This is a genomic window from Shinella daejeonensis (genome assembly GCF_024281235.1).
GTDB classification, from domain to species: domain Bacteria; phylum Pseudomonadota; class Alphaproteobacteria; order Rhizobiales; family Rhizobiaceae; genus Shinella; species Shinella daejeonensis.
Genome location: NZ_JAHWXY010000003.1, coordinates 340462 through 366780, shown reverse-complemented (window position 1 = coordinate 366780; position 26319 = coordinate 340462). Strand labels below are relative to the sequence as shown.

Sequence of the window (26319 nt, the reverse complement as noted above, 5' to 3'; positions counted from 1 at the left end):
TTATCCGCGGCGGCTGATCACCGGGCCTTTGGCGGAGCCGAATTCCGCAAGCACCGTCTCGCCGGCGACCGCCGTCTGGCCGACACTGACGCGCGGTTCCGCGCCCGCCGGCAGGAAGACGTCGAGGCGGGAGCCGAAACGGATGAGCCCGAAACGCTCCCCGGCTTCCAGATGATCGTTGATGGCTGTCCAGGACAGGATGCGGCGCGCCACGAGCCCGGCGATCTGGACGACGCCGATGGAACCATGGGCGGGCGTGTCGATGACGATGGCGTTGCGCTCGTTCTCCTCGCTCGCCTTGTCGAGTTCGGCGTTGAGGAACTTGCCCGGGCTATAGGAGATCCAGGAAACCCGGCCGCGCATCGGGGCGCGGTTCACATGGCAGTTGAAGACGTTCATGAAAACCGAAATGCGCAACATCGGTTCGCTGCCGAGTTCCAGTTCCTGCGGCGGAACGACATGGACGATCGCCGAGACGCGTCCGTCGGCCGGACTGATGACAAGATCGTCGTCCTGCGGCGTGAAACGCTGCGGATCGCGGAAGAAATAGGCGCACCAGGCCGTGAGCAGGAAGCCGATCCACATCAGCGGTTCCCACAGAAAGCCGAGCACGAGGGAGACGACGAAGAAGGCGGCCACGAATTTCCAGCCTTCCCGATGGATCGGGACAAACGTGCTGCGTATCGTGTTGACCAAGCTCATTGCCGATATCTCCTGACTGAATTTCGCCCTGAACTAGCCTGAATTGACGGCGGGAGCAATGTTTTCCGGGCAGGAACCGCATCGGCGCCGGCGGAGCGGGCATCAAGGTTTCGTGTAGGCCGGCCGTTTCCGGCCGGCCGGTCACTGTCCGGCCGGCGGATGGCGCACCACCAGGCCGAGATCGTCGCTTTCGCGCACCTGCTTCAGCCGCTCCTCGGCCTGTACGGCTTCGAGCTGGCGGGCCCACATCGATGCGTAGAGCCCGTCCTCGCGCTGCATGAGTTCGCCATGCGTGCCGCGTTCGGCGATCGTTCCGTCCTTGAGGACGATGATTTCGTCGGCGGAAATCACCGTGGAAAGCCGGTGTGCGATGACGAGCGTGGTGCGGTTGCGCGACACCACGTCCAGCGCCGCCTGGATCTCCTGTTCGGTGCGCGTGTCGAGCGCGGAGGTCGCCTCGTCGAGGATCAGGATCGGCGGGCTCTTCAGGATGGTCCGCGCGATGGCGACGCGCTGTTTCTCGCCGCCCGACAGCTTCAGGCCGCGCTCGCCGACCATGGAGCGATAGCTCTCCGGCAGGTGATGGATGAAATTGCCGATCTGCGCGGCCTCGGCGGCTGCCTCCACCTCGGCTTCCGTCGCCGAAGGCCGGCCGTAGCGGATGTTATAGGCGATGGTGTCGTTGAAGAGCACGGTGTCCTGCGGCACCATGCCGATGGCGGTCCGCAGGCTTTTCTGCGTCACGTCGCGCACATCCTGCCCGTCGATGGTGATCGCGCCCTCCTGCACATCGTAGAAGCGGTACAGCAGGCGCGACAGCGTCGACTTGCCCGCGCCGGAAGGGCCGACGATCGCCACGGTCTTTCCCGCCGGAACATCGAAACTGATGCCCTTCAGGATCGGCCGTGCCGGATCATAGGCGAAGTGCACGTCCCGGAAGGCGATCGCGCCCTTGCCGACATCGAGTTCGACGGCGTCCGGCCGATCCTTCACCTCTTCCTCGACCTCCAGCAGATCGAACATCTGCTCGATGTCTGTGAGACCCTGACGGATTTCGCGATAGACGAAGCCGATGAAGTTGAGCGGAATGGCGAGCTGGATCAGCATGGCGTTGATGAAGACGAAATCGCCGACGGTCTGTTCGCCGCGCCCGACGGCGAGCGCCGACATGGCCATCATCACCGCCATGCCGACGCCGAAGATCAGCGCCTGGCCGAAGTTCAGCCAGCCAAGCGATGTCCAGACCTGGGTCGCGGCCTTTTCGTAGCGCTCCATCGACCGGTCGAAACGGCGCGCTTCCATGTCCTCGTTGCCGAAATACTTCACGGTTTCGAAATTGAGCAGCGAATCGATGGCCTTGGTGTTGGCGTCGGTGTCGCTGTCGTTCATCTCGCGGCGGATGGCGATGCGCCAGTCGCTCGCCCGCACGGTGAACCAGATGTAGAGACAGACCGTGATCGCGGTGACGAGCAGGTAGTCGAAGCCGTAACCCCACCAGAAGATGATCGCCGTCAGCAGGAATTCCACCAGCGTCGGAACGCTGTTGAGGATGGTGAAGCGAACGATCGTTTCGATGCCCTTGGTGCCGCGCTCGATGACGCGGGAAAGGCCGCCGGTGCGCCGTTCCAGATGGAAGCGCAGCGAAAGCCTGTGCAGGTGGACGAAGGTGCGATAGGCAAGCTGCCGGACCGCATATTGCCCGACACTGGCGAAGAGCGCGTCGCGAAGCTGGTTGAGGCCGGCTTGCAGGACGCGGGTGCCGTTATAGGCAAAGACCAGCATCACCGCGCCCAGCATGAAGCCGGGCAGCAGCGTGACGGTGTCCGGCGTGCCGGCCAGCGCATCGGTCGCCCATTTGAAGAAATAGGGCACCAGCAGCAGCACGACCTTCGAGGCGAGGAGGAACACCGTCGCCCAGACCACCCGGCGCTTCAGGTCCGGCCGCTCCGATGGCCACATATAGGGCCAGAGGTTGACGATGGTCGCCAGCAGGTTGCTGGTATCGGAGGAAACGGTCTTGCGCGCCGCGGCCGTCGCGTTGGCCCCGGCCTTGATGGATTTGTCGTTCAATGTTCTGTCATCCAATGAAAATACGGCGCCCAACGGACGCCGTACTTATGAGATAGGGGCTGGCAGCGACGGCTGCAACCGGCCGGAAAGGTTTTACCCGTCAGTTGCCATGCCCGTCGGTCGCCGTGCCAGTCGGTCGCCGTGCCCGTCAGTCGCCGTGAAGGTGCTTGCGGTGCAGCGCCTCGGCGTCGGCGTCGGATTCCGTCGTCTCTTCCGGCACCCCGAAAATCTGGCCGGGAATGATCAGGTCCGGATTGCTGATCTGGCTCTGGTTCGCGAGATAGATCGTCGTATAGCGGATGCCCTTGCCGTAGATACGGCGGGAAATCTGCCACAGCGTGTCGCCGCGCCGGATGATCACCGAGGAGTTGCTCGGCTGTAGCGGCGCTTGCTCGACCGTTTCCGGTTCGTCGGCGGCCTCCGGCTGCGCGACGTTCGCGTCGGCGCTTGCTACGGCGTCGCCCGGGGAAGTGACGGCGGGTGCGCCCGACGTCGCCGTGCCGGCCGGCGGCGCGGGAACTTCGCCCGTTTCGCCCGCGGCAACCGCCTGGCCCTCGGTGTCGTCTCTTTCAAGCGCCGGCGTCAGCACGGTCTGGACCGATGTTTCGATGGCGTCCAGTGCGGTGCGGATGCTTTCGGCATCCTGCGGCAGCGCCTGCAAGCGTGCGAGTGCTGCTGCGGCGGCGGTCGCGGCGCGGCCTGCCATTTCGCTCGCGGCCGAGCCCTCGTTCACGCCCGGCTTGAATTCGGCGAGAGACTTCAGGGCGATCTCGGTCGCCGACCGGGCGGCGGCCAGTTCTTCGGCCGTCGGTGTCCGGCCGTCGGCGTAAAGCCCCTTGAGAAGCGCCAGCGCCATGCCGGCCTCGTCGCGCAGCTTGTCGAACGTTCCGTCGCCCACCGGGCCGAGCGTCGGCGCCGCCTGCGCGGAGGCGTCCGTTCGCGCCACCACGGCGACCTGCTCGCCTTCCGGCCGGTCGAAGGGAACGGACGCGCGGAACGCGACCTTGTCGCCCCCGGCGCTCATCACATCGGCGCGGATGGTATGGCGGCCCACGGAAAGATCGATGGTGCCCTCGATGACGTAACGGCCCTCGGCATCCGCCTTCTGTTCGCCGATCAGCCTGTCGTCGGCGTAGATACGGATGAGCGCGCCCGGCCGGGCGTTGCCGGCCACGAAGATGCGATCGCCTTCCAGCTCCACCGCGGCGACGCGGACCGGCGCTTCGCCGGCCGCCGCGCCATTCTCCGTAGCGCCCGGATCGCCTTGCGCCGTCGCAGGCGCGGCATCGGTCGTCGTCTGGCTGGCGGAAGCGTCTCCGCCGGCCGGCGTCGGCGTGCTGCCGGCCGCTTCCGCGACCTGTGTGGCCGGTTGCGCCGTCTCCGGTGCCGCTTCCGTCTCCGGAACGGTTATCAGGCGGCTGGCCTCGCCCGGTCTGGAGACCATGGCGAGAAGGTCGCCCCGGGCGTTTTGCGGCACGGAGATGGTGGCCACCTCCTCGGAGGCTTTCGTCGCGCCCTTGTCGTCGCGCGCCGTCAGGGTCAGTTGATAGTCGCCGGCGGCAAGCGGCTCGTCGAGCACCACCGCGAAATCGCCGGAGGGACCGACGTCGGCCGTGGCGATCACCGTCTCGCCGTTGTGTACGTCGATCGTGGTGTCGGGCTCGGCGCGGCCGGCAATCACCGTGGAGCCGTCCGGTTCGACGCGCAGCAGGTCGAAGGCCGGCTCGGTCCAGTCGGCCGTCGGATCGGCGGCGGGCGTCGTTTCCGTTTCGGGCGTTGTAACGGTCTGCGCGTCGTTTTGGGCGCTTGCGTCCGCCGTGTCCGGAGAAAGGGGAGCGTCCTGCGCTGCGCTATCGGGCGGAAGCGCGCCGTCGCCGGCTTCGGTTGCCTCGACGGCCTGCGGCGCGCGCGCCTGCTTCCCGTCGGCCGGGGCGATGTCGTCCGCCGCCTGCGTCGACGTATCGGCGCCCGCGGCAACAGGTGTCTCGGCCGGTTTTTCCTCCTTCATGTTGGGCAGCACGAAGAAAACCATCAGCAGCGTCGCCACCGCCAGCACGATCAAGGTCACGAGACCCGTCCTGTTGCGCATCGTCCACTCTCTCTTTGGCCCGGATTTCCGGGGTTGCTTTAGAAATTGCTACCGATTTCCATGGCCCACCACAAGCGTCCGGGGGCGTTCAGGCGCGGGCGGGACGCTTTTTCCGCCATTATCCTTGACGGTCACCCGGTGTGATGGCTGAATCCGGTCATGAACGAGAAAAATCTGCCGATTCGATCCATCTGTGTTTACTGCGGCTCCCAGTCGGGCCGCGATGCCGCTTACGTGACGGCCGGCCGTGCGCTTGGCAAGGCCATGGCCGAGAATCATTTCCACCTCGTTTACGGAGGCGGAACCAAAGGCATCATGGGCGCGGTCGCCAGCGGCGTCCTTTCCCATGGCGGCCGCGTCACCGGCATCATACCGCAATTCCTCATGGATATGGAGGCGACGCGTCAGTCTCTCGGCCAGTTGAGCGAATTGATCGTCACACCGGACATGCATGAGCGCAAGCACAAGATGTTCGAACGGGCAGACGCTTTCGTGGCGCTGCCCGGCGGCATCGGCACGCTGGAAGAGATCGTCGAGATCATGACCTGGGCGCAGCTCGGCCGCCATCGCAAGCCGATGATCTTCGCCAATATCGGCGGCTTCTGGGACCCGATGCTGAAGCTCATCCGTCACATGTCGGACGAGGGTTTCGTTCACGCGGCGCATCTCGTGCAACCGCTCGTCATCGACGAGCCGGAAGAAATCGTGCTGACGCTTCAGGCCCATTGGGCAAGCGAGATTGATCGCGAGGGAGAGCCCGGCATCATCGCCCGGCTCTGAGAGCCGGGGCGAAAGCCCCCCGCAACCGTTCCAGGGGGCTTCTCCGATTTCCACATGAGCCCTGTTTCCGCCGGCGCTCCTGGATCAGAGCGAGGCTTCCTGCGGGAACTGCCGTGCGCCTTGCGGCCTGCCCTTCGAAGAGGCTTCGTGCTGACGCAGGCAGTCTTCGCCCCGGCCGATATAGTCGCGCAGCAGCGGCACCGCCTCCTGATCGTGGACGAGCTGGATCTGGAAGACCACGAGGTTCTGCCAGCGGAAGGCGCTTTCGGACGCCGCCAGATAGAACTCCCAGATACGGCAGAAGCGTTCGTCGTAGAGCGCCTTCGCCTCTTCGCGTCGCGCCATGAAGCGCTCGCGCCAGTGGCGCAGCGTCTCGGCGTAGTGCAGGCGGAGAATTTCGATGTCGGTGATGGCAAGGCCGCTTTTCTCGATTGCCTGCATGACTTCCGACAGGGCCGGGATATAGCCGCCGGGGAAGATGTATTTCTCGATGAAGGGATTGTTGGCCGTCGGCTGGTCGGTGCGGCCGATCGTATGCAGCAGCATGACGCCGTCCTTCTTCAGAAGCGATGCGCTCTTGCGGAAGAAGGTGAGATAGTTCGGCCGTCCCACATGCTCGAACATGCCGACGGAAACGACGCGGTCGAACGGACCTTCGGTGTTGCGGTAGTCTTGCAGCAGGAAATGGACGGTATCGTCGAGCCCGCCGTCCGTCGCCCGCTGGCGGGCAAGGGCATGCTGCTCGTCGGAAAGCGTGACGCCTGTCACCTTCGCGCCGAGATGACGGGCAAGATAAAGCGCCATGCCGCCCCAGCCGCAGCCGATGTCGAGCACGGTCTGGCCCGGCCGGTTGATGCAGAGCTTGGAAGCGATGTGCCGCTTCTTGGCCAGTTGCGCCTCGTCGAGGGTCTGGTCCGGCCGCTCGAAATAGCCACAGGAATATTGCCGGTCCTCGTCGAGGAAGAGATCGTAGAGAGCGCCGGTCAGGTCGTAGTGATGCTGGACGTTGCGGCGCGACCGGCCGATGCTGTTCTTCTCGCGGAACCAGCGCAGCACGTAGCGCAGGCGCTCCAGAACCTTGTTCCAGGCCGTGTCGTAATAGCGAAAATCGGGATTGCCGGTGAAGATCGTCCGCAGAAGGGCATACATGTCGCCTTCCGCAAGCTCGATATCGCCGCTGCCGTAATAATGGCCGAGATAATAGGCGGGATCGATCGCCAGGCCCCGCACCGCCCTTTGCGTCTTCAGCCGCATATGGACGGGCGTTCCGCTGCCGTCGCCGTAGCTGCCGCTGGACCCATCCGGATAGGAGATCGTGAGATTGCCCGTCCGGACAAGACGGGACGCTAGATTATCGACAAGAAATTTCATCCGCTAACTCCGTCACGCAATTGGTGGCGGAGCGGGTCTGGTCGGAAACCGGCCTGGAAGCGGCCCGACCGCCAATCCAGCTTAATGATGGATAAGATAATAGCGGAAAAATACGGATTTCAACCCGCATTTTTTTGTAATGAACAACGGGCCGGCCGGGGCCGGCCCGTCATCGGTATCAGGCTTCGGCGTCGTCGCGATCGTCGTCGCGGTCGGCGTCCGGATCGAAGAAGTCTTCTGCCGTGAGGGCGTCTTCGTCGACACCGTAGATGGCGTCGGCCGAGGTCAGGCTTTCGCCCTTGGCCTGGCGTTCCGCTTCGTCGGCGGAGCGGGCGACGTTCACTTCGATCGCGATCTCGACTTCCGCATGGAGGTGAAGGGCGACCTTGTGCAGGCCGATGGACTTGATCGGCGTGTTGAGCTCGATCTGGTTGCGGTCGAGGTTGAAGCCTTCGGCGGCCAGCGCCTCGATGATGTCGCGGGCGGCGACCGAGCCGTAGAGGTGGCCGGTTTCGCCGGCCGAACGGACGATGATGAAGGACTTGCCGTCAAGCTGTTCGGCAACCTTCTGGGCTTCCGACTTGCGCTCGAGGTTGCGGGCTTCGAGCGTGGCGCGCTCGGCTTCGAAGCGCTTCTTGTTGGCTTCGTTGGCGCGCAGCGCCTTGCCCTGCGGCAGCAGGTAGTTACGGGCGAAGCCGTCGCGGACCTTTACGGTCTCGCCCATCTGGCCGAGCTTGGCGATGCGTTCGAGAAGAATGACGTCCATCGTGAGGTTCCTTTCCTGGGTTCAATTGTCTGGGTTGTCGTTTGCCGCCGGGCCGCCGGGCGTCAGCGCGATGGTGCGCCGTGTGTCCGTCAGGCCCAGAATGAGGATGGCGATGAGCGGCACCGTGAAGAGCAGTACCGAGAGATAGGCAAGCCACAGGAGAGCAAGCCGCCAGGGTTTGCCTCTTGTTCGGAAATGCAGGCTTGCAAAGCCGGCGAGAACGAATCCGGCCCCGAAGGCGCCGCATGCGAGCGCGCCGACAAGCGCAGGCACGCCGCCGAGGAAGGCAAGCACCAGCCCGGCGAGAAAGACGAAAATGGCGTTGCGCGGCATGCGCAGCGCGGAAGGCATGTCCTCGCGCGGGCGCAGATTGCGGCCCGACAGGCGCAGGATGAAGGATGCGACGTAATAGGCGGCGAACAGCAGGAACACCCACAGCGCGCCCTGGACGAGAGGCAGCGCCAGCGCGAAGGCGGCCTTGAGCTGGGCAATGGCGGCGGCGTCCGGATCGTAGAGCGGCTCCTGCGCCTTCAGGGTCTCGATGACGATCTCGACGAGACGCCCCGCCATGGTGCTGTCGTAGCCGACGATGGTCCCGACGGCGATCATGCCGAGCGTCACGAGCGCGGCCAGATGGACGAGGATATTGGGAAGCGGATACCAGGCGAGCGCATCCTCGGGGCCGCCGAGTTCTGCGGCGGGACGCGCAAGATTGGCGAGATGGCTGAGCCAACCGGCCGGAACGAGCGTGATGATGGTGATCAGCAGCGCGAAATGCGAGGACACCATCGTGGCGGCGGTCGCGCCGGCCGCCAGAATGGCGATCACGGCGCTGGCGTTGCCCCAGCCGAGGCCGGCGATCAGGACGGGCAGGGCGGAGGCCGCATAGAGCACGATCGCGAAGGACGATTGCGCATTCGCGCTCAGCGAAAGCAGAGCGGCGGTCACACCGGCGACAAGGCCGGTCGCAATCGAGGCTGGCGTCAGGGTCTTCACGATTCGCTGTCCTGTCCGTCGAGACAGTTAGAGGAGTTTTCTAAAGCGTCGCTTCAGGAAAGGCTCCCCAACATGGGGTTTGCGCGCCGCCCGGCCGGGCGATGCGGGTGGTTCCGATCCGCGCCCATCGCGGAAGGGAGGGGAACGGCGGCAGAACCGCCGTCCCTTGAAGATCTCGCCGCCGGCGGGGCCGGCCGCGTCGGTCCATCGATTACGATACGATGTAGGGCAGCAGGCCGAGGAAGCGGGCGCGCTTGATCGCCTTGGCGAGTTCGCGCTGCTTCTTCTGGGAAACCGCCGTGATGCGGGACGGGACGATCTTGCCGCGCTCGGAAATGTAGCGCGACAGCAGACGGACGTCCTTGTAGTCGATCCTCGGGGCGTTGGCGCCGGAGAAGGGGCAGGTCTTGCGGCGGCGGTGGAACGGGCGGCGAACCGGAGCGGAAGAAACTTCAGCCATTGTCTTTATCTCCTTCAGCTTCGATTAAGCGCGTTCTTCGCGCGGCGGACGCTGGTCGCCATCGCGACGCGGGCCACGGTCGTTGTCGCGGCGCGGGCCACGATCGCCGAATCCGCGATCGGGACGGTCGCCATCGCGGCGCGGACGGTCGTCGCGGTCGCGCTTCTGCATCATCGCCGACGGGCCTTCCTCGTGGGCTTCGACCGCAATGGTCATGTAGCGAAGAATGTCTTCGTTGATGCGCATCTGGCGCTCCATCTCGTGGATGGCGGCGGCCGGAGCGTCGATGTCCATCAGCGCGTAATGGGCCTTGCGGTTCTTCTTGATGCGGTAGGTGAGGGACTTGAGGCCCCAGTTCTCGATCCGGCCGACCGTGCCGCCGTTCGCTTCGATCACGCCCTTGTACTGTTCGACGAGAGCGTCGACCTGCTGGGCGGACACGTCCTGGCGGGCCAGGAATACATGTTCGTAAAGAGCCATGTGGCTTTGCCTTTCTTGCGTTTGCTATCCACCCGAAGCCGGCGCCAAGCCTCAACGACAGTTCTCAAGGGCGTCTGCCCCGGCAAGAAAAGCGTTTCATCCAGACGGTCGAGAGCGGAGACACGGGAGGCTGGAGCCCTTGGCCCCGAGCGGCGATCCGCGAAGATCGGCAGCCCTCCGTTCAGCCACCAGCCGGCAGACCGGGTGTTTTGAACAGCGCGCTTATACGCATTCTGGCGGCGATTGCAAGGCCCGCTCCCCGATCCGCCCCATTTCCGGCCGTCACGGGAACCTAACGGCGCGGGATGCGTTTGCCGACGGATGGAACCAAGATGGAGTATCAACCATGCAGGACCCGAATCCCACTCGTCCGCCGGAAGACCGTCTGACGCCGCCGCCGGGGGAAGGGGCAGGCCCGACCGTCGTCACCACCCAGAAGAGCAGCGGCAATACCGGGGGATGGGTGATCGCCGTCATCCTTGCCGTGCTCGTCGTGATCGGCATCTACTATTTCGCGGCAGGCACATCCGGCACGGATGTGGAGCCGGGCGCGAATGCGCCGGCCGCCGGCACGGAAGAGACCGCCCCCGCTCCGACGGACACCACTCCCGCTCCGACAGACACGGCTCCCGCTCCGACGGAAAATCCTCCGGCGCCGACCGAAAGCGCACCCGCGCCGACGGAGAGCGTGCCCGCGCCGGCTGAGACGACGCCGGCTCCCGCCGAGACCGCGCCGGAAGCTCCGGCCGGCCAGACGGACACGGCTCCGGCTCCGACCGAAAGCCAGCCGGACGGCGGTACGACGACGCCGTAAGCGACGTCGTGACGATGCATGGACGAGAGGAAACGGCGACGGATTTTCCGCCGCCGTTTCCGGCGTGTTCAGATGGGCGCGGGATAGAGGCGATGGATGCGGGCGATCCCTTCCAGCACCTCCGGCGAAAGCGTGAGATCGGCCGCGCCGATGTCGGTGGCGAGCTGGTCCAGCGATGTGGCCCCGATGATGACCGACGTCGTGAAGGATCGGCTCAGGCAGAACGCCAGCGCCATCTGCGCGGGGTCCAGCCCGTGTTCGGCCGCAAGCGCGACATAGGCGCGAACCGCCGGTTCCTGATGCGGCTGGTAGCGGCCGCCCAGATCGGCATTGTAATTGCGCCGGGAACCGGGCGGCAGCCGGCCGTCCAGGTATTTTCCGGTGAGAAGCCCGACGGCAAGCGGCGAATAGGCGAGCAGGCCGACATCTTCCTGATGCGCGACCTCGGCGAGATCGAGGTCGAAGGTGCGATAGAGGAGATTGTATTCGTTCTGGATCGAGGCCATGCGCGGCAGCCCCTTTTCCTCCGAATGCCGCAGGAAGCGCATCACGCCCCAGGCGGTCTCGTTGGAAAGCCCGACCGCGCGGACCTTGCCGGCCTTGACGAGTTCGTCCAGCGCTTCGAGCAGTTCCAGCAGTTCGTCCTCGACTTTCCGCCGGTCCTGCGTGAAGGGCGTATATGTCCACGAACGGCGGAAATGATAGTGGCTGCGATTCGGCCAGTGAAGCTGATAGAGATCGACATAGTCGGTGCGAAGGCGCGACAGGCTGGCGTCGAGCGCGGCGATCGTGCCGGCCCGGCTGGCGGGCGCGCCATCGCGGATATAGTCGCGTCCGGGGCCGGCGACCTTGCTGGCCAGCACGATGCGCTCCCGGTCGGACCGGCCTGCAAGCCAGGATCCGATGAAGCGCTCGGTGTCGCCGTAGGTCTTAGCTCCGGCGGGGGTCGTCGGATAGAGCTCCGCCGTGTCGATGAAGTTCACGCCATGGTCGAGAGCATGGTCAAGCTGCGCATGTGCCTCGCGTTCGTCGTTCTGCGAACCCCAGGTCATCGTGCCGAGGCAGATTTCCGACACGCGGATACCGGATCTGCCGAGCGGATTGTATTTCATGGGCGGATATTTCCTTCGCTAAAGCGGCGCGAATGTACGGCGCGGGCGGGGAAGTGCAAGGCGAAAGCCGATATCGGCGCGGATTCCCTGTGCAAGGCCGGTGGAATGGTGCTTCATGCATGGCTGCCGGCGGCACGACGCCTTGACTTGGCAAAGAGGAATGTGAAGGAAAGGGAAAATGAAAGACGGGAGACAGCCCCAGATGAGCGTTGCATTCACCTTTCCCGGCCAGGGCAGCCAGGCCGTCGGCATGGGCAGGGACCTTGCGGAGACCTTCCCCGAGGCCCGCGCCGTGTTCGAGGAAGTCGACGAGGCGCTCGGCCAGAAGCTCTCTGCCGTCATGTTCGACGGGCCGGAAGAGACGCTGACGCTGACGGCGAACGCCCAGCCGGCGCTGATGGCCGTGTCGATCGCCGTCATGCGGGTGCTTGAGGCGCGCGGCCTGTCGCTGGCCGGCAAGGTCGCCTGTGTCGCGGGCCATTCGCTCGGTGAATATTCCGCGCTTTGCGCCGCCGGTTCCTTTTCTCTTGCCGATACGGCGCGGCTCCTGCGCATCCGCGGCAACGCCATGCAATCGGCCGTCCCGGTGGGCGAAGGCGCGATGGCGGCGATCATCGGCCTCGAACAGGCCGATGTGGAGGCGGTGTGCGACGAGGCCTCGAAGGGCGGAACCTGCCAGATCGCCAATGACAACGGCGGCGGCCAGCTGGTTATTTCCGGCTCCAGGCCGGCAGTCGAGGTTGCTGCGCGGCTGGCGACGGAAAAGGGCGCAAAGCGCGCGCTGATGCTGTCCGTCTCCGCGCCGTTCCATTCCGCCCTGATGGGGCCGGCCGCCGAGGCGATGCGCGATGCGCTGTCGGGCGTTGCGGTCAAGGCTCCGGTCGTGCCGGTGATCGCCAACGTGCGCGCCGCCCCGGTCGGGAACCCGCAGGAAATCGTCGATCTCCTCGTCGAACAGGTGACGGGCCAGGTGCGCTGGCGCGAGACCGTCGAATGGTTCGCGAGGAACGATGTGACGACCTTGTATGAAATCGGCTCCGGCAAGGTGCTGACGGGCCTTGCCCGCCGCATCGACAAGTCGCTCACCGGCTTTGCCGTCAATACGCCGACCGATATCGACAGCGCGCTTGCGACGCTTCTCGGCTGATCCGCTCAAGACAACAGGAACTGGACCATGTTTGATCTTTCCGGCCGCAAGGCCCTGGTTACCGGCGCATCCGGCGGCATCGGCGAGGAAATCGCCCGTCTTCTGCACGCTCGCGGCGCCATCGTCGGCCTGCACGGAACCCGTGTCGAAAAGCTCGAAGCGCTGGCGAAGGACCTCGGCGAGCGCGTTCATATCTTCCCGGCCAACCTGTCCGACCGCGCCGAGGTCAAGGCGCTCGCCGAGAAGGCGGAAGCCGAACTCGGTGGCGTCGACATTCTCGTCAACAACGCCGGCATCACCCGGGACGGCCTGTTCGTGCGCATGAGCGATGACGACTGGGACGCGGTTCTGGAAGTGAACCTGACGGCGGTCTTCCGTCTGACGCGTGAACTGACCCACCCGATGATGCGCCGCCGCTTCGGCCGTATTATCAACATCACGTCGATCGTCGGCGTCACCGGCAACCCCGGCCAGACGAACTATTGCGCCTCCAAGGCGGGCATGATCGGCTTCACGAAGTCGCTGGCGCAGGAAATCGCGACCCGCAACGTCACCGTGAACTGCGTTGCGCCCGGCTTCATCGAAAGCGCGATGACCGGCAAGCTGAACGACAAGCAGAAGGAGGCCATCATGGGGGCCATCCCCATGAAGCGCATGGGCAGCGGCGCGGAAGTCGCCTCCGCCGTTATCTATCTGGCGTCCGACGAGGCCGGTTACATGACCGGTCAGACCCTGCACGTCAACGGCGGCATGGCGATGATCTGACAGCCGGGACAAAGGCCCGTCCGGCTTGCGGAAATAGCATGTTGACCATCGCCTTGCCCGCCAATTTGAGGCTTTGCGGCGGACATAAACCGTGTTAATCGGGCCATGACTGTCAGCAGTCGACCGTGGAATGCCGGTGCTGCCGGGCGAAGCGCAAGCCTATCGCCGAAGCCGCATTGCCGGTTGAAGGGTTTGCCGGATGTGCCACAAGGCATGTCCGGCGTTGTAAATGTCCGGCGTTCCGCAAGGAACGTCGATCAAAACAAAGGTCGAGGAATCCGACATGAGCGATATCGCAGAACGCGTAAAGAAAATTGTCATTGATCATCTGGGCGTTGACGCCGAAAAGGTCAGCGAAGGCGCAAGCTTCATCGATGATCTTGGCGCGGACTCGCTCGACACCGTCGAACTGGTCATGGCGTTCGAAGAAGAATTCGGCGTCGAGATCCCCGACGATGCCGCTGACTCGATCCTGACGGTCGGCGACGCCGTCAAGTTCATCGAAAAGGCGCAGGCCTGATCCAGGCATGATGCCCGACGGGCCGCCAGGCGGCCCGTCCCGGTCTTCCGTTCGGGGAGGCCGCACCGGCTCCCGCCGGAAGAGCAACCGAACAGGTAAGGTGGATCACGGACGATGAGGCGTGTCGTTATCACGGGTACCGGCATGGTATCCCCGCTAGGCTGTGGAACCGAGGTAACCTGGTCCCGGCTTCTCGAGGGTCGCAGCGGCGCCGTGAAGGTGACCGGCTTCGAGGTCGACGACCTGCCTGCGCGGATTGCCTGCATGATTCCGACCGGCGACGGAACGGACGGCACCTACGATCCCAACCAGTGGATGGAACCGAAGGAGCAGCGCAAGGTCGATCCGTTCATCGTCTATGCGATGGCGGCGGCCGATATGGCGCTCGACGACGCCGGCTGGCATCCGCAGACGGACGAGGACCAGATCGCCACCGGCGTGCTTATCGGCTCCGGCATCGGCGGCCTGGAAGGCATCGTCGAGGCGGGCTATACGCTGCGCGAAAAAGGTCCCCGCCGCGTTTCCCCCTTCTTCATTCCCGGGCGGCTGATCAATCTCGCCTCCGGCCAGGTGTCGATCCGCCACAAGCTGCGCGGGCCGAACCATTCGGTCGTGACCGCCTGCTCCACGGGTGCGCACGCCATCGGCGACGCCAGCCGCCTCATTGCGCTCGGCGATGCCGACGTGATGGTGGCAGGGGGCACGGAATCGCCCGTATGCCGTATTTCGCTTGCCGGTTTTGCCGCCTGCAAGGCGCTTTCCACCGCCCGCAACGACGATCCGACCGCCGCGTCGCGCCCCTATGACCGCGACCGCGACGGCTTCGTCATGGGCGAGGGGGCAGGTATCGTCGTTCTGGAGGAACTGGAACACGCCAGGGCGCGCGGCGCGAAGATCTACGCCGAGGTGGTCGGTTACGGCCTGTCCGGCGACGCCTACCATATCACCGCGCCCTCCGAGGACGGCGACGGGGCCTATCGCTGCATGCAGATGGCGCTGAAGCGCGCGGGAATTTCCGCAAGCGAGGTCGATTACATCAACGCCCACGGCACGTCCACGATGGCCGACACGATCGAACTGGGCGCGGTGGAACGGCTGGTCGGAGACGCCGCTCCGCGCATCTCCATGTCGTCCACCAAATCGGCGATCGGCCACCTTCTCGGGGCTGCCGGCGCGGTCGAGGCGATCTTCACGGCGCTGGCCATTCGCGACAATATCGCGCCGCCGACGCTCAATCTCGACAATCCCGATGTCGAGACGGCGATCGATCTGGTGCCTCACAAGGCCCGCAAGCGCGAGATCAACGTGGCGCTATCCAATTCGTTCGGTTTCGGCGGAACGAATGCGTCGCTGGTTCTCAGGCGCTATGAGGCCTGAGCCGGGCCGGCGTTGCCGGTGGAAACCGGCCCGCAGCCTGTTTGAAACGAAAAGATGGGGCTGACTGCCGGAAACGGGGTGACGCCGCGACCTGCTGGACAGGCGGGCCGATCCTGCTTTTTGCCGCATTGCTCTGTTGCAAGACACATCGAGCGATGCCTGAATGAATGAGGAAAATCCGTGAGCGAGACGAACGATTCCGGCGAGACGCAGTTTGGTCGCGGCGACAATGCCGCGCGAGGACCGATCATCCCGAAATCAGCCAGCGAGGCCCTGCGCCCGGAAAAGGTGCCGCAGCCGCCGCGCCGGTCGCGCAAGGCGCGCAGCCAGGTGGTGATCTTCCTGAATTTCGTGATGACCGTGCTGGTCTTCGTGACGATCGCCGCCGTCGGCGTCTTCTATTACGGCCTGAAGAGCTTCCAGGAGCCGGGTCCGCTCGTCGCCAACAGCAATTTCATCGTCCGCAATGGCGCCGGCCTCAACGAGATCGCCGCCAGCCTGGAGCGTAACGACATCATTACCGACAGCCGGGTCTTCCGCGTCCTCACCCGCATCTATCTCGACGGGGAGACGCTGAAGGCGGGCGAATACGAGATCAAGGCCGGCGCGTCCATGCATGACATCATGGACCTGTTGCATTCCGGCAAGTCCATCCTCTACAGCGTTTCCGTGCCCGAGGGCCTGACGGTCAAGCAGATCTTCAAGCGGCTTGCCGACGACCCCGTTCTGGAAGGCGACCTGCCGGGCGACCTGCCGGCGGAAGGCTCGCTGATGCCGGATACCTACAAGTTTTCCCGCGGGACCAAGCGGGCCGATATCCTCCAGCAGATGCTCGCCGCCCAGCAGGCGCTGATCGACCAGATATGGGAAAAGCGGGACGCCGACCTGCCGATCGCCACGCGCGAGGAATTCGTGACGCTGGCCTCGATCGTCGAGAAGGAGACGGGCCGCGCCGACGAGCGCCCGCGCGTCGCCTCGGTCTTCCTGAACCGGCTGGAGAAGGGCATGCGATTGCAGTCCGATCCGACGATCGTCTACGGCATCTTCGGCGGCGACGGAAAGCCTTCCGAGCGGCCGATCTATCAATCGGATCTCGAAAAGCGGACGCCCTACAATACCTATGTCATCAACGGCCTGCCGCCCACGCCGATCGCCAATCCGGGGCGCGCGGCGCTGGAGGCGGTCGCCAGCCCGTCGCGCACCGCGGACCTCTATTTCGTGGCGGACGGCACGGGCGGTCATGCTTTCGCCGAGACGCTCGACGAGCATAACCAGAATGTCCGCCGCTGGCGCAAGATCGAGGCCGAGAAGGCGGCGGAGGCCGCCCGGCAGGCGCAGGAGGCCCCCCAGTGAAAGGGCGGCCGGCCGTTGCGGCCACAGGCGTGCTTTGATGTGGATCGTCGCGCTTTGCGGCCCGAAACCCGTTTCCAACCCCGTGAAATTGCTGCACTTTGAACCCGGGAACCGTATGGCCGGACGCCCGTGGGGGGCATGGCCGCGCCTGTCCCCTCCATCCGGCCGGGGGAGAAGCGCAGCCGATGGAGGGTGAAATGTCATTGCAGTCGATGACCGGTTTTGCGAGGGCCGAAGGCACCAGCGGCCGGACGCGCTGGGCCTGGGAATTGCGCTCGGTGAACGGCAAGGGCCTCGATCTGCGGCTGCGGCTGCCGCCCGGTTTCGAGGCGATGGAGGTGGAGGCCCGCCGACTGGCCGGCGAGGCCTTCACGCGCGGCAACATGCAGGTCGCGCTCAGCGTCAGCATCAGCGAGCCGCAGGTGGAAGCGGTCGTCAACGAGCAGGCGCTGGCCGCCGTGGTCGCCCTGCGCGAGCGGCTGGCGGGCATCGTCGATCCCGCCCCGCTCCGGCTGGATGCGCTGCTGTCCCTTCGCGGCGTCGTCGATTTCCGGGAGGTCGAGGAAAGCGGAGACGAACGCGTAAGGCGCGACGAGGATATCCAGGCCGGCCTTGCGGAAGCGGTGGAGCGGCTTGCCGCCATGCGCCGCCAGGAAGGTGCGGCGCTGGCGGACGTGCTGCTGGACCAGGTTGGCCGCATCGAAACGCTGACGCTTGCCGTCGAAAGCGATCCCTCGCGCAGTGTCGCGGCGATCGCGGAACGCCTTTCGGCGCAGGTCGAACAGCTTCTTCAGGGCGCAACGGCGCTCGACCGCGATCGCCTGCATCAGGAAGCGGCGCTGCTTGCGACGAAAGCGGATCTGCGGGAGGAGGTCGACCGGCTGAAGGCGCATGTGCGCGCCGCGCGCGATCTTATCCGCAACGGCGGGCCGGTCGGGCGCAAGCTCGATTTTCTCGCGCAGGAGTTCAACCGGGAATCGAATACCATCTGTTCCAAGTCCAACGCCGCCGCCATCACGGCGGCCGGCATCGAACTGAAGGTCGTCATCGACCAGTTCCGCGAACAGGTTCAGAATTTGGAGTAGGATCATGGCCGAAACGGGAAAACATATCGAGATCGCCCGGCGGGGGCTGATGCTGGTGATCTCCTCTCCCTCCGGGGCGGGCAAATCCACCATCGCTCGCAACCTGCTGGAAGCCGACCCCGGCCTCAGCCTGTCGGTGAGCGTCACGACGCGGCAGCGCCGGGCAAGCGAGATCGCCGGCCGCCATTATCATTTCATCAACCAGCGCGAGTTCGAACGGCTGCGCGATTCCGACGCCTTGCTCGAAGACGCCGAAGTGCATGGCAATTTCTACGGAACGCCGCGCGAGCCCGTGGAGGAGGCGATGGCCGCCGGCCGCGACATGCTCTTCGATATCGACTGGCAGGGCGCGCAGCAGTTGCAGGAGAAGATGCCGGCCGACGTCGTCTCGATCTTCATCCTGCCGCCCTCGATGACCGAACTGCAATCGCGCCTGCACCGGCGTGCCGAGGATACGGAAGACGTCATCCAGACACGTCTCGCCAATTCCCGCGCGGAGATCGAACACTGGCGGGAATACGACTATGTCATCCTCAACGATGATCTTTCCGTCGCCTTCGACGCCGTGCAGAGCATCGTCAAGGCCGAGCGCCTGCGCCGTGACCGGCGCCATGGCCTGTTCGATTTCGTGACCCAGCTGGTGACGGAAACGCCGGAGCGTCCTTCCTGACCATCGGGTCATCCTGATCATCGGGTAAGGGAAATAGGGGCGATCCCGGCGGAAACCGGTCTGCCTTAAAGCGCGTTCGCCAGCCGGACGAATTCCTCGACGCTCAGCGTCTCGGCGCGCCGTTGCGGATCGATGCCGGCGCGCGCCAGCAGGGCCTCGCCGCCGAGCGGCTTCACGCTTTGACGCAGCATCTTGCGGCGCTGGCCGAAGGCGGCCTGGGTCACCCGTTCGAGCGCCGCGGCCTCGCAGGGCAGGGGATGGGCGCGGGGCTCCAGATGCACGACGGAAGAGGTGACCTTCGGCGGCGGCGTGAAGGCCTGTGGCGGAATGTCGAAGGCCATATGCGCCTCGGTCCGCCAGCCGCAGAGCACGCCGAGGCGGCCGTAATGACCGTCGCCTTCCCGCGCCACGATGCGCAGCCCGACCTCGCGCTGGAACATCAGCGTCAACGATTGCCAGAACGGCGGCCAGACCTTCGGCAAAAGCCAGTTCACCAGCAGTTGCGTACCGACGTTATAGGGCAGGTTGGCGATGATGCGGACCGGTTCGCCGGCCGCCAGCGCCTCGAAGTCCGTCTTCAGCGCATCGCCCTCGATCACCGTCAGGCGGCCCGGATAATGAGCGGCGATTTCCGCAAGCGCCGGCAGGCATCGCGCGTCCCGCTCGATGGCGATGACCCGCTTTGCGCCCAGCGCCAGGATCGCCCGCGTCAGCCCGCCGGGACCCGGGCCGACCTCGATGATCGTCTGGTTTTCGAGATTGCCGGCCGTGCGGGCGACCTTCTGCGTCAGGTTGAGATCGAGCAGGAAATTTTGCCCGAGCGCCTTGCGGGCATCGAGCGCGTGGCGCTGGATCACTTCGCGCAGCGGCGGCAGGCCGTCGAGCGCCGCCATCAGGCCGCAACCCCTTCCGTCCGCTCGTTGAGGGCGAGCGCGGCCGCAAGCCGGAGCGCGGCAAGCAGGCTGTCCGGTTTCGCGCCGCCCTTGCCGGCGAGGGCGAAGGCCGTGCCGTGGTCGGGCGAGGTGCGGATGAACGGCAGGCCGAGCGTCGTATTGACGGAATCGTCGAAGCCGAGCGCCTTGGCGGGGATCAGCGCCTGATCGTGATACATGCAGAGCGCCACGTCGTAGGTGGCGCGCGCGGCGTCATGGAACATGGTGTCGGCCGGAAGCGGCCCGATCGCCGCGATGCCGCGTGCGACGAGCCGCTCGACGGCCGGGCGCACGATGGCGTCGTCCTCCGCGCCGAGCGCGCCGCCTTCGCCGGCATGCGGATTGAGCCCCGCGATGGCGAGCCGGGGCCGGGCAATGCCGAAGCGCCGGCGCAGATCCTGCTCCGTGATGACCGCCGTCTCGACGATGAGGTCCTCGGAAAGCGCTGCCGGAACGTCCTTGAGCGGGATATGAATGGTCACGGGAACGCTGCGCAGCTTCGGCCCGGCAAGCAGCATGACCGGCGTGAAGGCCCGTCCCGTCGCCTGCGCCGCAAGGGCGGCGAGGAATTCGGTATGGCCGGGATAGGAGAAACCGGCGTCATAGAGCATGGCCTTGGCGATGGGATTGGTGACGACCGCCGCGGTCCGCCCGGCCAGCGTCAGCGATACCGCCGTCTCGATCGCATCGGTGACGGCGGGCGCGTTGCGTGGTTCCGGCACGCCGGCGACGGCTTCCGCCGGGCAGGGGACGGCGAGCACCGGCAGTGCTGCGGAAAAATGTCCGGCTGCATTCTCGGGTGTCGCCCGGACAAGGGGAATGTCGAGGCCGAGCGTGGCGGCGCGCCCGGAAAGTGCCGCCGGGCAGCCGATGAACAGAAACGGCGGCAGCGAAAGCTGTTCCCGTTCCGCCCACAGAGCGAGCGTGATGTCGAGGCCGATCCCTGCCGGATCGCCCATGGTCAGCGCCAGCGGCGGATATGTCGTCGTCATCGGTAAACCTGCCGCATGGCCTGCAAGAGCGGAAAAGAAGCGCCGTGCGTCTCAGCGCTCGATGATCGTCGCATTCTTGCGCAATTCGGCGATATACTTCTTGCTGTTCTCGTCGTTGTCGTTCGTCTGTTTTTCGAGGTCCTCGGCCCGGAAGACCATTTCGCCGGCATAGTCGTCGTTGACTTCACGCTTGTTGCAGATGGCGAGATATTCGACGCCGCGCTCGGTGACACGGGTGCCGGTCGTCTGGCCGGTCGTCTTTTCGATGAGCGGCTTCCAGTCGTCCGGCATTTCCACCGCGAGAACGCGGCCGAGGTCGCGCACGGAAACGTCATGCATGGTCGCGGCGAAAGCCTTGATATTGTCGCATCCCGAAAATTTCGAGCGCGAGGCTTCCGCCTCCTGCCTGCGTTTTCCGAGAATGGCGTTCCGGCGCTTTTCGGGCACGACGAAGATGACCTGCTTCAGCAGATATTCCGTGGTGACGGGTTTCTTGCCGCCGTTTTCCTGCACCCGCTGCATGAAGGTCTTTTTGGAGCTGTTGCCGTAGCGTGCGGAGACGACGCGCGGCCAGCTCATCTGGACGGCGATATATTTCTTGAAATGTTCCGCGCCGACGCCCGCGCGGTCGAGGAGCTGGCCGAGCTGGGTGGTGCTCATCTTGTTCGAGGCCGCAAAGCGCGCATAGGCGGCGTCCACGTCGCCGGTGCTGACGGACATGCGGGCGCGGGTGATTTCCGTGCGCTTCAGCATCTCTTCGATCAGTTGTTCGCGCGCGACCGCACGCAGGTTGCCACGGGTGTTCTGCAGCTTGAGGAAGGCGATCCGGCGGTTCAGGTCCCCGGAGGTGATTGCGGTGTCGTTGACGACGGCGATCACGCCGTTTGCGGCCTGCACCTGCCCGGCCGGCGTGACAACGACCGCGCAGGCCGCGATCGCGGCCGCCAGCGTCATGCCTCGCATCCAAGATTTGCTGCCCATCATGCCAGTCCCTTTTTCCAAAACCGTGCCTCGCGGTTGCGCCGCCTGGCGGCGTCGGGCCGCGGGCCTCCCCCCGACGTGCATAATACATGCGGCCAAACGATGACAAGAGCGCACAAAGCGGCTTTCGCCGGCCGGACGGGGCGCTCAGTCGAAGCCTTCGATCGTCGTGTCGCCCACCTTGATGTCGCCGAGCGTACGGAAGACCAGCCGCGCGCCGATCGACCAGTCGTTCGCCACGCTGCCCGATTTGTCGCGGGTCTCCTCATAGACGATGGAGAAGATCGTATCGCGGTCGTCATAGGACAGGCCGATGCCGCTGCGCGAGACGATATCCTGATTGATGTCGTAGGTCAGCGCGCCGAAGACCGACCAGTAGTCGCGGAACTTGAACGCCGCCGCCGTCTGGATCTCGTCCTGCGCACGGTCGAAGCCGTAGTCGAGCTGCCGGGCAATGCGGGTGTAGGTCAGTTGCGATTCGAAATGTGCGCCGTCGAAGCGCAGTGACGTGTCGGTCCGGCGCAATGCCAGGTCGTCCTTGTCGAGCCGCATGCTCGACGTCAGGGAAAGCCCGTTCGGAAGACCGAAGCCGGCCAGGCCGACATAGTCCGAAGCGTCGTTCTCCAGCCCGGAATTGGCGCCGGCGTGCACGAGATCGGCGGTGGCGAAGGAATTCAGGCCGCCCAGATGGAAGGACTGGCCGAAAATACCGTGCAATTGCGCCCCGTTGTCGAAGGTGCCGGTGTAGCGAAGGCCGAGATTGGCGCGTGTCCCGCCCTCGATCCGGTCGAAGCCGGAGAACTTGTCGCGCTCGAACAGCGAGGTCGCATCGAACACGAAGCTCTGGGCGTCCTCGTTCGGCAGGCGACCGGCAAGCTGCTCGTCCGGCCGCGCATAGATCTGGGCGATCGGCTCGAAGAGGTGGGTGCTGTTGGCGGTGGTGGCGAGGATCGGATAACGCGCCTCGAGGCCCGCCGTCAGCATGGCCCGGGTCGCCGAATCGTCCGTCTCGTAAATGCCGGTGTAACTGGTCGGCGCGGCCATCTGGAGGCGATGGACATCGCCCCGCGCCGCCAGCATCGGCGTCAGCACGAGGCCGCCCGGCACGATGAACTGCCGTTTCCACTCGATTTCGCTCGTCAGGCGCGTCGTTCCGCCTTCGAGACCGGGGAACCGGTCGGTGACGCCGAGAAAATAGGTGTCCGCCAGATCGCGCTCGACATTGGTGAGATTGGTCGTGACGCTGAGCTCGCCGCCGAAGACCGGCTGCGGCGCGATATACTGATAATCGAGGGTCTGGGCGATGGCCTGCTGGCGTTCCAGCTGGTCGCCGGGATCGGCGTCCTGAACGTCGAAATAGAAGGCGCGCAGGTCGAAGCTGTTGCGGCGGCCGAGCCCTGACAGATAGACCTGATTGGCCTGAATGCGGTCGTCCAGCCGGTCGAGATCGTAGGTGCGCGAGAAGTTGTTGTCGCTTTGCAGCATCACGTCCCAGCCGAAGGCCCAGCGGGGATTGATCTGGAAACGGCCTTCGGAGGCCACCATGCCGCGGAACTCTTCGAGCTGGTCGCTCGTGCCGGCGGAGAAGCTGTCGGGATTGTTCTGGTTGATGCCGGCGGCGCGCAGCGTCACCTCGCCATTGTGGAAACGCTTGCGGAACTCGGCTTCCAGCATGAAGCCCTGCCGGGTCAGTCCGGTCGGCGTCACCGTCGCGTCCATGTCGGGAGCGATGGCGAAGTAATAGGGTGTGCCGACCCCGAGGCCGAGCTTCTGCGCGTAGTTGAAGCGCGGGAACAGGAAGCCGCTCTTGCGCTTGACCGTGTGGTCGGGAAGGCTCAGCACCGGCAGATAGGCGATCGGCTTGCCGAACATCTCGAAGCGCGCGCGTTCGAGGCGAACCGTATGCGTGCGGCCGTTCTGCACGACGCGCTCGGCCTTGATCTGCCAGAGCGAGCGGTGTGTCGGGTCCGTGGCGCAAGGGGTGCAGGCCGTGTAGACGGCATTGTTGAGGATCATCTCCTCGCCGTTCACGCGCTCGCCGCTCTCCGCCGCCAGCTTGGTGAGATCCGTCGTCTCGATTCGCAATGCATTGACAAAGCCGTTGGCGAAATCGTCCGACAGGTCCATCTCGTCGCCATAAAGGCGATTGCCGGAGGGCTCCACCAGTTCGATGTCGCCGAAGGCTGTCAGCCGGCCGGTCTCCTGATTGTATTCCACCTGTCGGGCAACGAGCTGGTAGCCGCCGTAGTTGATCTGCACCGCGCCGCGGGCGATCACCTTGTTGGTGTCCCGGTTGTAGACGAGTTCGTTGGCCGCCAGCATCAGCCTGGCATCCTGCGGGATGTTCGGCTCCATGGCGTCGAGATCGGGGGCCTGGGCACGCGCCGGCAGGGCGCCGGCGGACACGATGGTACAGCAAGCCGCGCCTGCAAGCAGGGCGATCTTCAGCCACCGGGTCAATTTGCGGTCGCCTGCCGCCACTAGCCGTCCTCCTGATGCAGAAGAATCGTCGCTCCGAGGGACATTGCGACGACCACAGGGAGCCAAGCCGCAACGAACGGAGGGACGACACCGCTGCTTCCGAATGCCTTTACAAGCACGGTCACGACATAAAGCATGAAGCCCGAGAGGATTCCACCCAGAATCACCGCGCGCGATTGGTTAAACCGGCTAAATTTCAGCGATACACAGGCCGCGATCAGCGTCATCGCAACCAGAAGCAGCGGCATCGACAGCATCGAGTGGAACTGCGTTTCCATCGCATAGGTTGGAAAACCGAACGAACGGGCGGCCTCGATTTTCCGCCCAAGGCTGAAAAATGGAATGGATTCAGGCTTTTCGAGGCTTTCCTGAACGAATTCCTGTTTCAGATTGGTACGAAGCTGCACCTCGGCGAGACGTTGCGGCAATTCGCCGATGCGGGTCTCCACGACGTTCTTAAGCAGCCAGTAACCATCTTCCAAAGTCGCCGAATCAGCGTCCTGGCGAAGGGAGATCCGATTGTCGGCGTCGAAGTGCAGGATCGAGACGTTGAGAAGCCGCGTACCGTTGTCGAGGACGGCCTTCGCGCCGATGATCGCCTGGTCGTCTCCGTAGATCTGGCGGATCCAGGGAACGGCGGTTTCGACGCGCGAGGCATTGGTCGCTCCCCAGGAGGCTTCCAGCTCCTGCGACTTCCTGTTGCCCCAGGCGGCGACGGGGTTGATGGCGACCACGGTCAGCACGCCGAGAAGGAAGGCGCCGATCGCGAATGGCCGCAGGAACTGCCAGACCGAGATGCCGGCGGCGCGCGTCACCACGAGTTCATAGCGGCGGTTGAGCGAGATCAGGGAGGCCATGCCCGCGAAAAGGGCGACGAAGGGGACCGTCTGCACCAGGATCATGGGAATGCGCAGCGCCGTCACCAGAAGGCCGCTGGCGATCGTGTAGTCCGGGAGGACGCCGACGCGATTCGCCATTTCGCTGAAGTCGATGATGAAGATGAGGGAGAAGATGCCGACGAGGAACCAGAAGGTGGTGATCACATAGCGGCGGAAGAAATAGCGGCCGAGCGTGGGGATCATGACTGGCTCCGTCCATCGGAGGAGGGAGAGGAGAGCCGTGCGAGGCGCGCGGTGATACGGTCGCGCAGCTCGATCAGCCGGCCGGCGGCGGTGACCGGGATATCGAGGTTCTTGTTGCGCCCGAGATAGCGCACGGCGAGCGCGCCGGCCACGATGGGAATGAGATACATGAGCGGGATGAAATAGCCGGAAGCCTCGGCCCGGCTGGCAGCGTAGAAGCCCGCCCAGCGCACGACGAGCGCCGTGACGAGCGCCGTGATCATCGGATGGACCCGCGCCTCGCGATGCGAGCGCGCATCGCCGCTGACGACGAGCGCGATCAGGCCGAAGACCGCCGGAAACAGCCATTCCGTGAAGCGGCGGTGCATCTCGGCGGTGAAGGCCTGGGGATTTCGCTTGTATTGCGGATCCTCGGGGTCGGGATCGAGGAGGTAGAAGAGATCGCGGTCCTTGGCGCGCAGGTTGGCCGCGCCCGCGCTCTGCGTCAGGTCGGCGAGGTCGAAGGCGTAGGAATCGAACTGGATGATCGAGACGTTGCCATCCGGCAGCTTGCGGTGGACTTCGCCCTCCTTCATGACCAGCGCGGCGCTGTTTTCGTCCACCGCGCCCTCGCGCGCATAATAGACGAGTTCGAAACGCGGATCGCGGGTATCGGCGACGAAAAGGCCGCGCAACACGCCGTTGTTGCGCCGTTCGGCCACCTGCACGTAAAGGCCGTCGGCGATCTTGCGGAACGTATTTTCCTGCACCACGGAGGACAGCATGTCGGCATGCGCGGTGGCGATCATCTTGCGCACCGCCATGCGCGAATAGGGCTCCACGAAATTGTCGACCGCGAAGGAGACGAAACTCAGCGAGATCGCGAGAATCATCACCGGCCGGATGATCGTCATGCGCGAGCTGCCGGCGGAATTCAGCACCGTCAGTTCCGAATCGGCATTCATCGCCGTCAGGGTCTGGGCGACGCCGATGACCAAGGCGAAGGGCAGGATGATCGGCACGACCGACGGCAGGATCATCGTCGCCAGCTTGAGAAAGGCGAAGATCGACTGGCCGCTGTCGGTGACGAGATTGATGCTGGTGAGCGCCTGGGTCACCCAGACGATGCCGAGCAGGGGCAGGAGCGTGGCGACGAACATCAGCGACGCCCGCCGCAATATATAGCGCTCGATCAGCTTCATCTTCGTGTCCGCGTTCCGGCAGCCCCGGTTTCGTGCTCGCGCGCCCGCCGGGCCGCAACGGCCATATAGGCTTTGCTTCAGGCCGGCGCCATGGCCAGGATGCCGGCCGCATG

At 65.1% G+C, this 26319-nt stretch carries 24 protein-coding genes; 9 read left to right on the top strand and 15 right to left on the bottom strand.

Features of this window, described 5'->3' with window-relative positions:
• From KYK29_RS12355 to KYK29_RS12345, 3 genes are all read right to left on the bottom strand, one after another.
• A complete protein-coding gene (locus tag KYK29_RS12355) occupies positions 1-711 on the bottom strand; it encodes a phosphatidylserine decarboxylase (RefSeq protein WP_367880991.1) in 711 nt (236 codons plus the stop codon).
• Between the two features lie 132 nt (positions 712-843).
• Positions 844-2772 (bottom strand): ABCB family ABC transporter ATP-binding protein/permease, encoded by a 1929-nt coding sequence (locus tag KYK29_RS12350; RefSeq protein ID WP_254691192.1) that lies wholly within the window; start codon positions 2770-2772, stop codon positions 844-846.
• A 148-nt stretch (positions 2773-2920) separates the two neighbouring features.
• Positions 2921-4861 carry an Ig-like domain-containing protein gene (locus KYK29_RS12345; protein ID WP_254691191.1) on the bottom strand — a complete coding sequence of 647 codons (1941 nt, stop codon included), beginning with the start codon at positions 4859-4861 and terminating at the stop codon, positions 2921-2923.
• A 159-nt stretch (positions 4862-5020) separates the two neighbouring features.
• Here KYK29_RS12345 and KYK29_RS12340 point away from each other — a divergent pair, with 159 nt between their 5' ends.
• The gene (locus KYK29_RS12340; RefSeq protein ID WP_254691190.1) at positions 5021-5641 is read left to right on the top strand and encodes an LOG family protein; all 621 of its coding nucleotides are present in this window, start codon (positions 5021-5023) and stop codon (positions 5639-5641) included.
• Between the two features lie 84 nt (positions 5642-5725).
• Here KYK29_RS12340 and KYK29_RS12335 read toward each other — a convergent pair whose 3' ends face one another.
• The 5 genes from KYK29_RS12335 to rpsF all read right to left on the bottom strand — a co-directional run bounded on the left by KYK29_RS12335 (position 5726) and on the right by rpsF (position 9714).
• On the bottom strand, positions 5726-7012 hold the full coding sequence (locus KYK29_RS12335; protein ID WP_254691189.1) for a cyclopropane fatty acid synthase: 1287 nt from the start codon (positions 7010-7012) through the stop codon (positions 5726-5728).
• Between the two features lie 178 nt (positions 7013-7190).
• Positions 7191-7778 (bottom strand): 50S ribosomal protein L9, encoded by a 588-nt coding sequence (gene rplI / locus KYK29_RS12330; RefSeq protein WP_254691188.1) that lies wholly within the window; start codon positions 7776-7778, stop codon positions 7191-7193.
• 21 nt (positions 7779-7799) lie between these two features.
• On the bottom strand, positions 7800-8774 hold the full coding sequence (locus tag KYK29_RS12325) for a DUF2232 domain-containing protein (RefSeq protein WP_254691187.1): 975 nt from the start codon (positions 8772-8774) through the stop codon (positions 7800-7802).
• Between the two features lie 211 nt (positions 8775-8985).
• Positions 8986-9234 (bottom strand): 30S ribosomal protein S18, encoded by a 249-nt coding sequence (gene rpsR / locus KYK29_RS12320; protein ID WP_254691186.1) that lies wholly within the window; start codon positions 9232-9234, stop codon positions 8986-8988.
• 24 nt (positions 9235-9258) lie between these two features.
• Positions 9259-9714 (bottom strand): 30S ribosomal protein S6, encoded by a 456-nt coding sequence (gene rpsF / locus KYK29_RS12315; protein WP_254691185.1) that lies wholly within the window; start codon positions 9712-9714, stop codon positions 9259-9261.
• A 346-nt stretch (positions 9715-10060) separates the two neighbouring features.
• Between rpsF and KYK29_RS12310 the strand changes: the two genes are divergently transcribed.
• Positions 10061-10528, top strand: coding sequence for a hypothetical protein (locus tag KYK29_RS12310; protein WP_254691184.1), 468 nt, complete (start codon positions 10061-10063; stop codon positions 10526-10528).
• A 68-nt stretch (positions 10529-10596) separates the two neighbouring features.
• Here the strand turns inward: KYK29_RS12310 and KYK29_RS12305 are convergent, their stop codons facing one another.
• On the bottom strand, positions 10597-11640 hold the full coding sequence (locus KYK29_RS12305; protein ID WP_254691183.1) for an aldo/keto reductase: 1044 nt from the start codon (positions 11638-11640) through the stop codon (positions 10597-10599).
• 202 nt (positions 11641-11842) lie between these two features.
• Between KYK29_RS12305 and fabD the strand changes: the two genes are divergently transcribed.
• From fabD to gmk, 7 genes are all read left to right on the top strand, one after another.
• Positions 11843-12787, top strand: coding sequence for an ACP S-malonyltransferase (fabD, locus tag KYK29_RS12300; protein ID WP_254691182.1), 945 nt, complete (start codon positions 11843-11845; stop codon positions 12785-12787).
• A gap of 27 nt (positions 12788-12814) precedes the next feature.
• Positions 12815-13552, top strand: coding sequence for a 3-oxoacyl-[acyl-carrier-protein] reductase (fabG, locus tag KYK29_RS12295; RefSeq protein ID WP_254691181.1), 738 nt, complete (start codon positions 12815-12817; stop codon positions 13550-13552).
• A 283-nt stretch (positions 13553-13835) separates the two neighbouring features.
• On the top strand, positions 13836-14072 hold the full coding sequence (locus KYK29_RS12290) for an acyl carrier protein (RefSeq protein ID WP_003531676.1): 237 nt from the start codon (positions 13836-13838) through the stop codon (positions 14070-14072).
• A gap of 114 nt (positions 14073-14186) precedes the next feature.
• Positions 14187-15449 (top strand): beta-ketoacyl-ACP synthase II, encoded by a 1263-nt coding sequence (gene fabF / locus KYK29_RS12285; protein ID WP_254691180.1) that lies wholly within the window; start codon positions 14187-14189, stop codon positions 15447-15449.
• Positions 15450-15629: 180 nt separating this feature from the next.
• Positions 15630-16802, top strand: a complete 1173-nt coding sequence (mltG, locus tag KYK29_RS12280) for an endolytic transglycosylase MltG (RefSeq protein ID WP_254691179.1) — start codon at positions 15630-15632, stop codon at positions 16800-16802.
• A gap of 197 nt (positions 16803-16999) precedes the next feature.
• The gene (locus KYK29_RS12275; RefSeq protein ID WP_254691178.1) at positions 17000-17887 is read left to right on the top strand and encodes a YicC/YloC family endoribonuclease; all 888 of its coding nucleotides are present in this window, start codon (positions 17000-17002) and stop codon (positions 17885-17887) included.
• A 4-nt stretch (positions 17888-17891) separates the two neighbouring features.
• Positions 17892-18557 carry a guanylate kinase gene (gmk, locus tag KYK29_RS12270; protein WP_254691177.1) on the top strand — a complete coding sequence of 222 codons (666 nt, stop codon included), beginning with the start codon at positions 17892-17894 and terminating at the stop codon, positions 18555-18557.
• Between the two features lie 65 nt (positions 18558-18622).
• On the opposite strand, the gene rsmA is transcribed toward gmk, so the two are convergent.
• The 6 genes from rsmA to lptF form a co-directional block, all read right to left on the bottom strand.
• On the bottom strand, positions 18623-19450 hold the full coding sequence (rsmA, locus tag KYK29_RS12265; RefSeq protein ID WP_254691176.1) for a 16S rRNA (adenine(1518)-N(6)/adenine(1519)-N(6))-dimethyltransferase RsmA: 828 nt from the start codon (positions 19448-19450) through the stop codon (positions 18623-18625).
• Positions 19450-20481 (bottom strand): 4-hydroxythreonine-4-phosphate dehydrogenase PdxA, encoded by a 1032-nt coding sequence (gene pdxA, locus KYK29_RS12260; protein ID WP_254691175.1) that lies wholly within the window; start codon positions 20479-20481, stop codon positions 19450-19452. Before pdxA ends, rsmA begins: the two co-directional genes overlap by 1 nt.
• A 51-nt stretch (positions 20482-20532) precedes the next feature.
• The gene (locus KYK29_RS12255) at positions 20533-21465 is read right to left on the bottom strand and encodes a SurA N-terminal domain-containing protein (RefSeq protein ID WP_254691174.1); all 933 of its coding nucleotides are present in this window, start codon (positions 21463-21465) and stop codon (positions 20533-20535) included.
• Positions 21466-21609: 144 nt separating this feature from the next.
• Positions 21610-23943: an LPS-assembly protein LptD gene (locus tag KYK29_RS12250; RefSeq protein ID WP_254691173.1), complete on the bottom strand. Its 2334-nt coding sequence runs from the start codon at positions 23941-23943 to the stop codon at positions 21610-21612.
• On the bottom strand, positions 23943-25025 hold the full coding sequence (gene lptG / locus KYK29_RS12245; RefSeq protein ID WP_254691172.1) for an LPS export ABC transporter permease LptG: 1083 nt from the start codon (positions 25023-25025) through the stop codon (positions 23943-23945). Before lptG ends, KYK29_RS12250 begins: the two co-directional genes overlap by 1 nt.
• Positions 25022-26206: an LPS export ABC transporter permease LptF gene (gene lptF / locus KYK29_RS12240; RefSeq protein ID WP_254691171.1), complete on the bottom strand. Its 1185-nt coding sequence runs from the start codon at positions 26204-26206 to the stop codon at positions 25022-25024. The genes lptG and lptF overlap by 4 nt, the downstream gene beginning before the upstream one ends.
• Positions 26207-26319: the final 113 nt, after the last annotated feature.

Excerpts from the sequence above, each read along its gene's own strand:
- rplI (WP_254691188.1), bottom strand. The coding sequence starts at position 7,778 with ATGGACGTCATTCTTCTCGAACGCATCGCCAAGCTCGGCCAGATGGGC.
- KYK29_RS12345 (WP_254691191.1), bottom strand. The coding sequence starts at position 4,861 with ATGCGCAACAGGACGGGTCTCGTGACCTTGATCGTGCTGGCGGTGGCG.
- KYK29_RS12310 (WP_254691184.1), top strand. The coding sequence starts at position 10,061 with ATGCAGGACCCGAATCCCACTCGTCCGCCGGAAGACCGTCTGACGCCG.
- KYK29_RS12275 (WP_254691178.1), top strand. The coding sequence starts at position 17,000 with ATGTCATTGCAGTCGATGACCGGTTTTGCGAGGGCCGAAGGCACCAGC.
- lptG (WP_254691172.1), bottom strand. The coding sequence starts at position 25,025 with ATGATCCCCACGCTCGGCCGCTATTTCTTCCGCCGCTATGTGATCACC.
- fabD (WP_254691182.1), top strand. The coding sequence starts at position 11,843 with ATGAGCGTTGCATTCACCTTTCCCGGCCAGGGCAGCCAGGCCGTCGGC.
- KYK29_RS12305 (WP_254691183.1), bottom strand. The coding sequence starts at position 11,640 with ATGAAATACAATCCGCTCGGCAGATCCGGTATCCGCGTGTCGGAAATC.
- gmk (WP_254691177.1), top strand. The coding sequence starts at position 17,892 with ATGGCCGAAACGGGAAAACATATCGAGATCGCCCGGCGGGGGCTGATG.
- fabG (WP_254691181.1), top strand. The coding sequence starts at position 12,815 with ATGTTTGATCTTTCCGGCCGCAAGGCCCTGGTTACCGGCGCATCCGGC.
- lptF (WP_254691171.1), bottom strand. The coding sequence starts at position 26,206 with ATGAAGCTGATCGAGCGCTATATATTGCGGCGGGCGTCGCTGATGTTC.
- pdxA (WP_254691175.1), bottom strand. The coding sequence starts at position 20,481 with ATGACGACGACATATCCGCCGCTGGCGCTGACCATGGGCGATCCGGCA.
- KYK29_RS12340 (WP_254691190.1), top strand. The coding sequence starts at position 5,021 with ATGAACGAGAAAAATCTGCCGATTCGATCCATCTGTGTTTACTGCGGC.
- KYK29_RS12255 (WP_254691174.1), bottom strand. The coding sequence starts at position 21,465 with ATGATGGGCAGCAAATCTTGGATGCGAGGCATGACGCTGGCGGCCGCG.
- rpsR (WP_254691186.1), bottom strand. The coding sequence starts at position 9,234 with ATGGCTGAAGTTTCTTCCGCTCCGGTTCGCCGCCCGTTCCACCGCCGC.
- KYK29_RS12335 (WP_254691189.1), bottom strand. The coding sequence starts at position 7,012 with ATGAAATTTCTTGTCGATAATCTAGCGTCCCGTCTTGTCCGGACGGGC.
- fabF (WP_254691180.1), top strand. The coding sequence starts at position 14,187 with ATGAGGCGTGTCGTTATCACGGGTACCGGCATGGTATCCCCGCTAGGC.
- rpsF (WP_254691185.1), bottom strand. The coding sequence starts at position 9,714 with ATGGCTCTTTACGAACATGTATTCCTGGCCCGCCAGGACGTGTCCGCC.
- KYK29_RS12290 (WP_003531676.1), top strand. The coding sequence starts at position 13,836 with ATGAGCGATATCGCAGAACGCGTAAAGAAAATTGTCATTGATCATCTG.
- rsmA (WP_254691176.1), bottom strand. The coding sequence starts at position 19,450 with ATGGCGGCGCTCGACGGCCTGCCGCCGCTGCGCGAAGTGATCCAGCGC.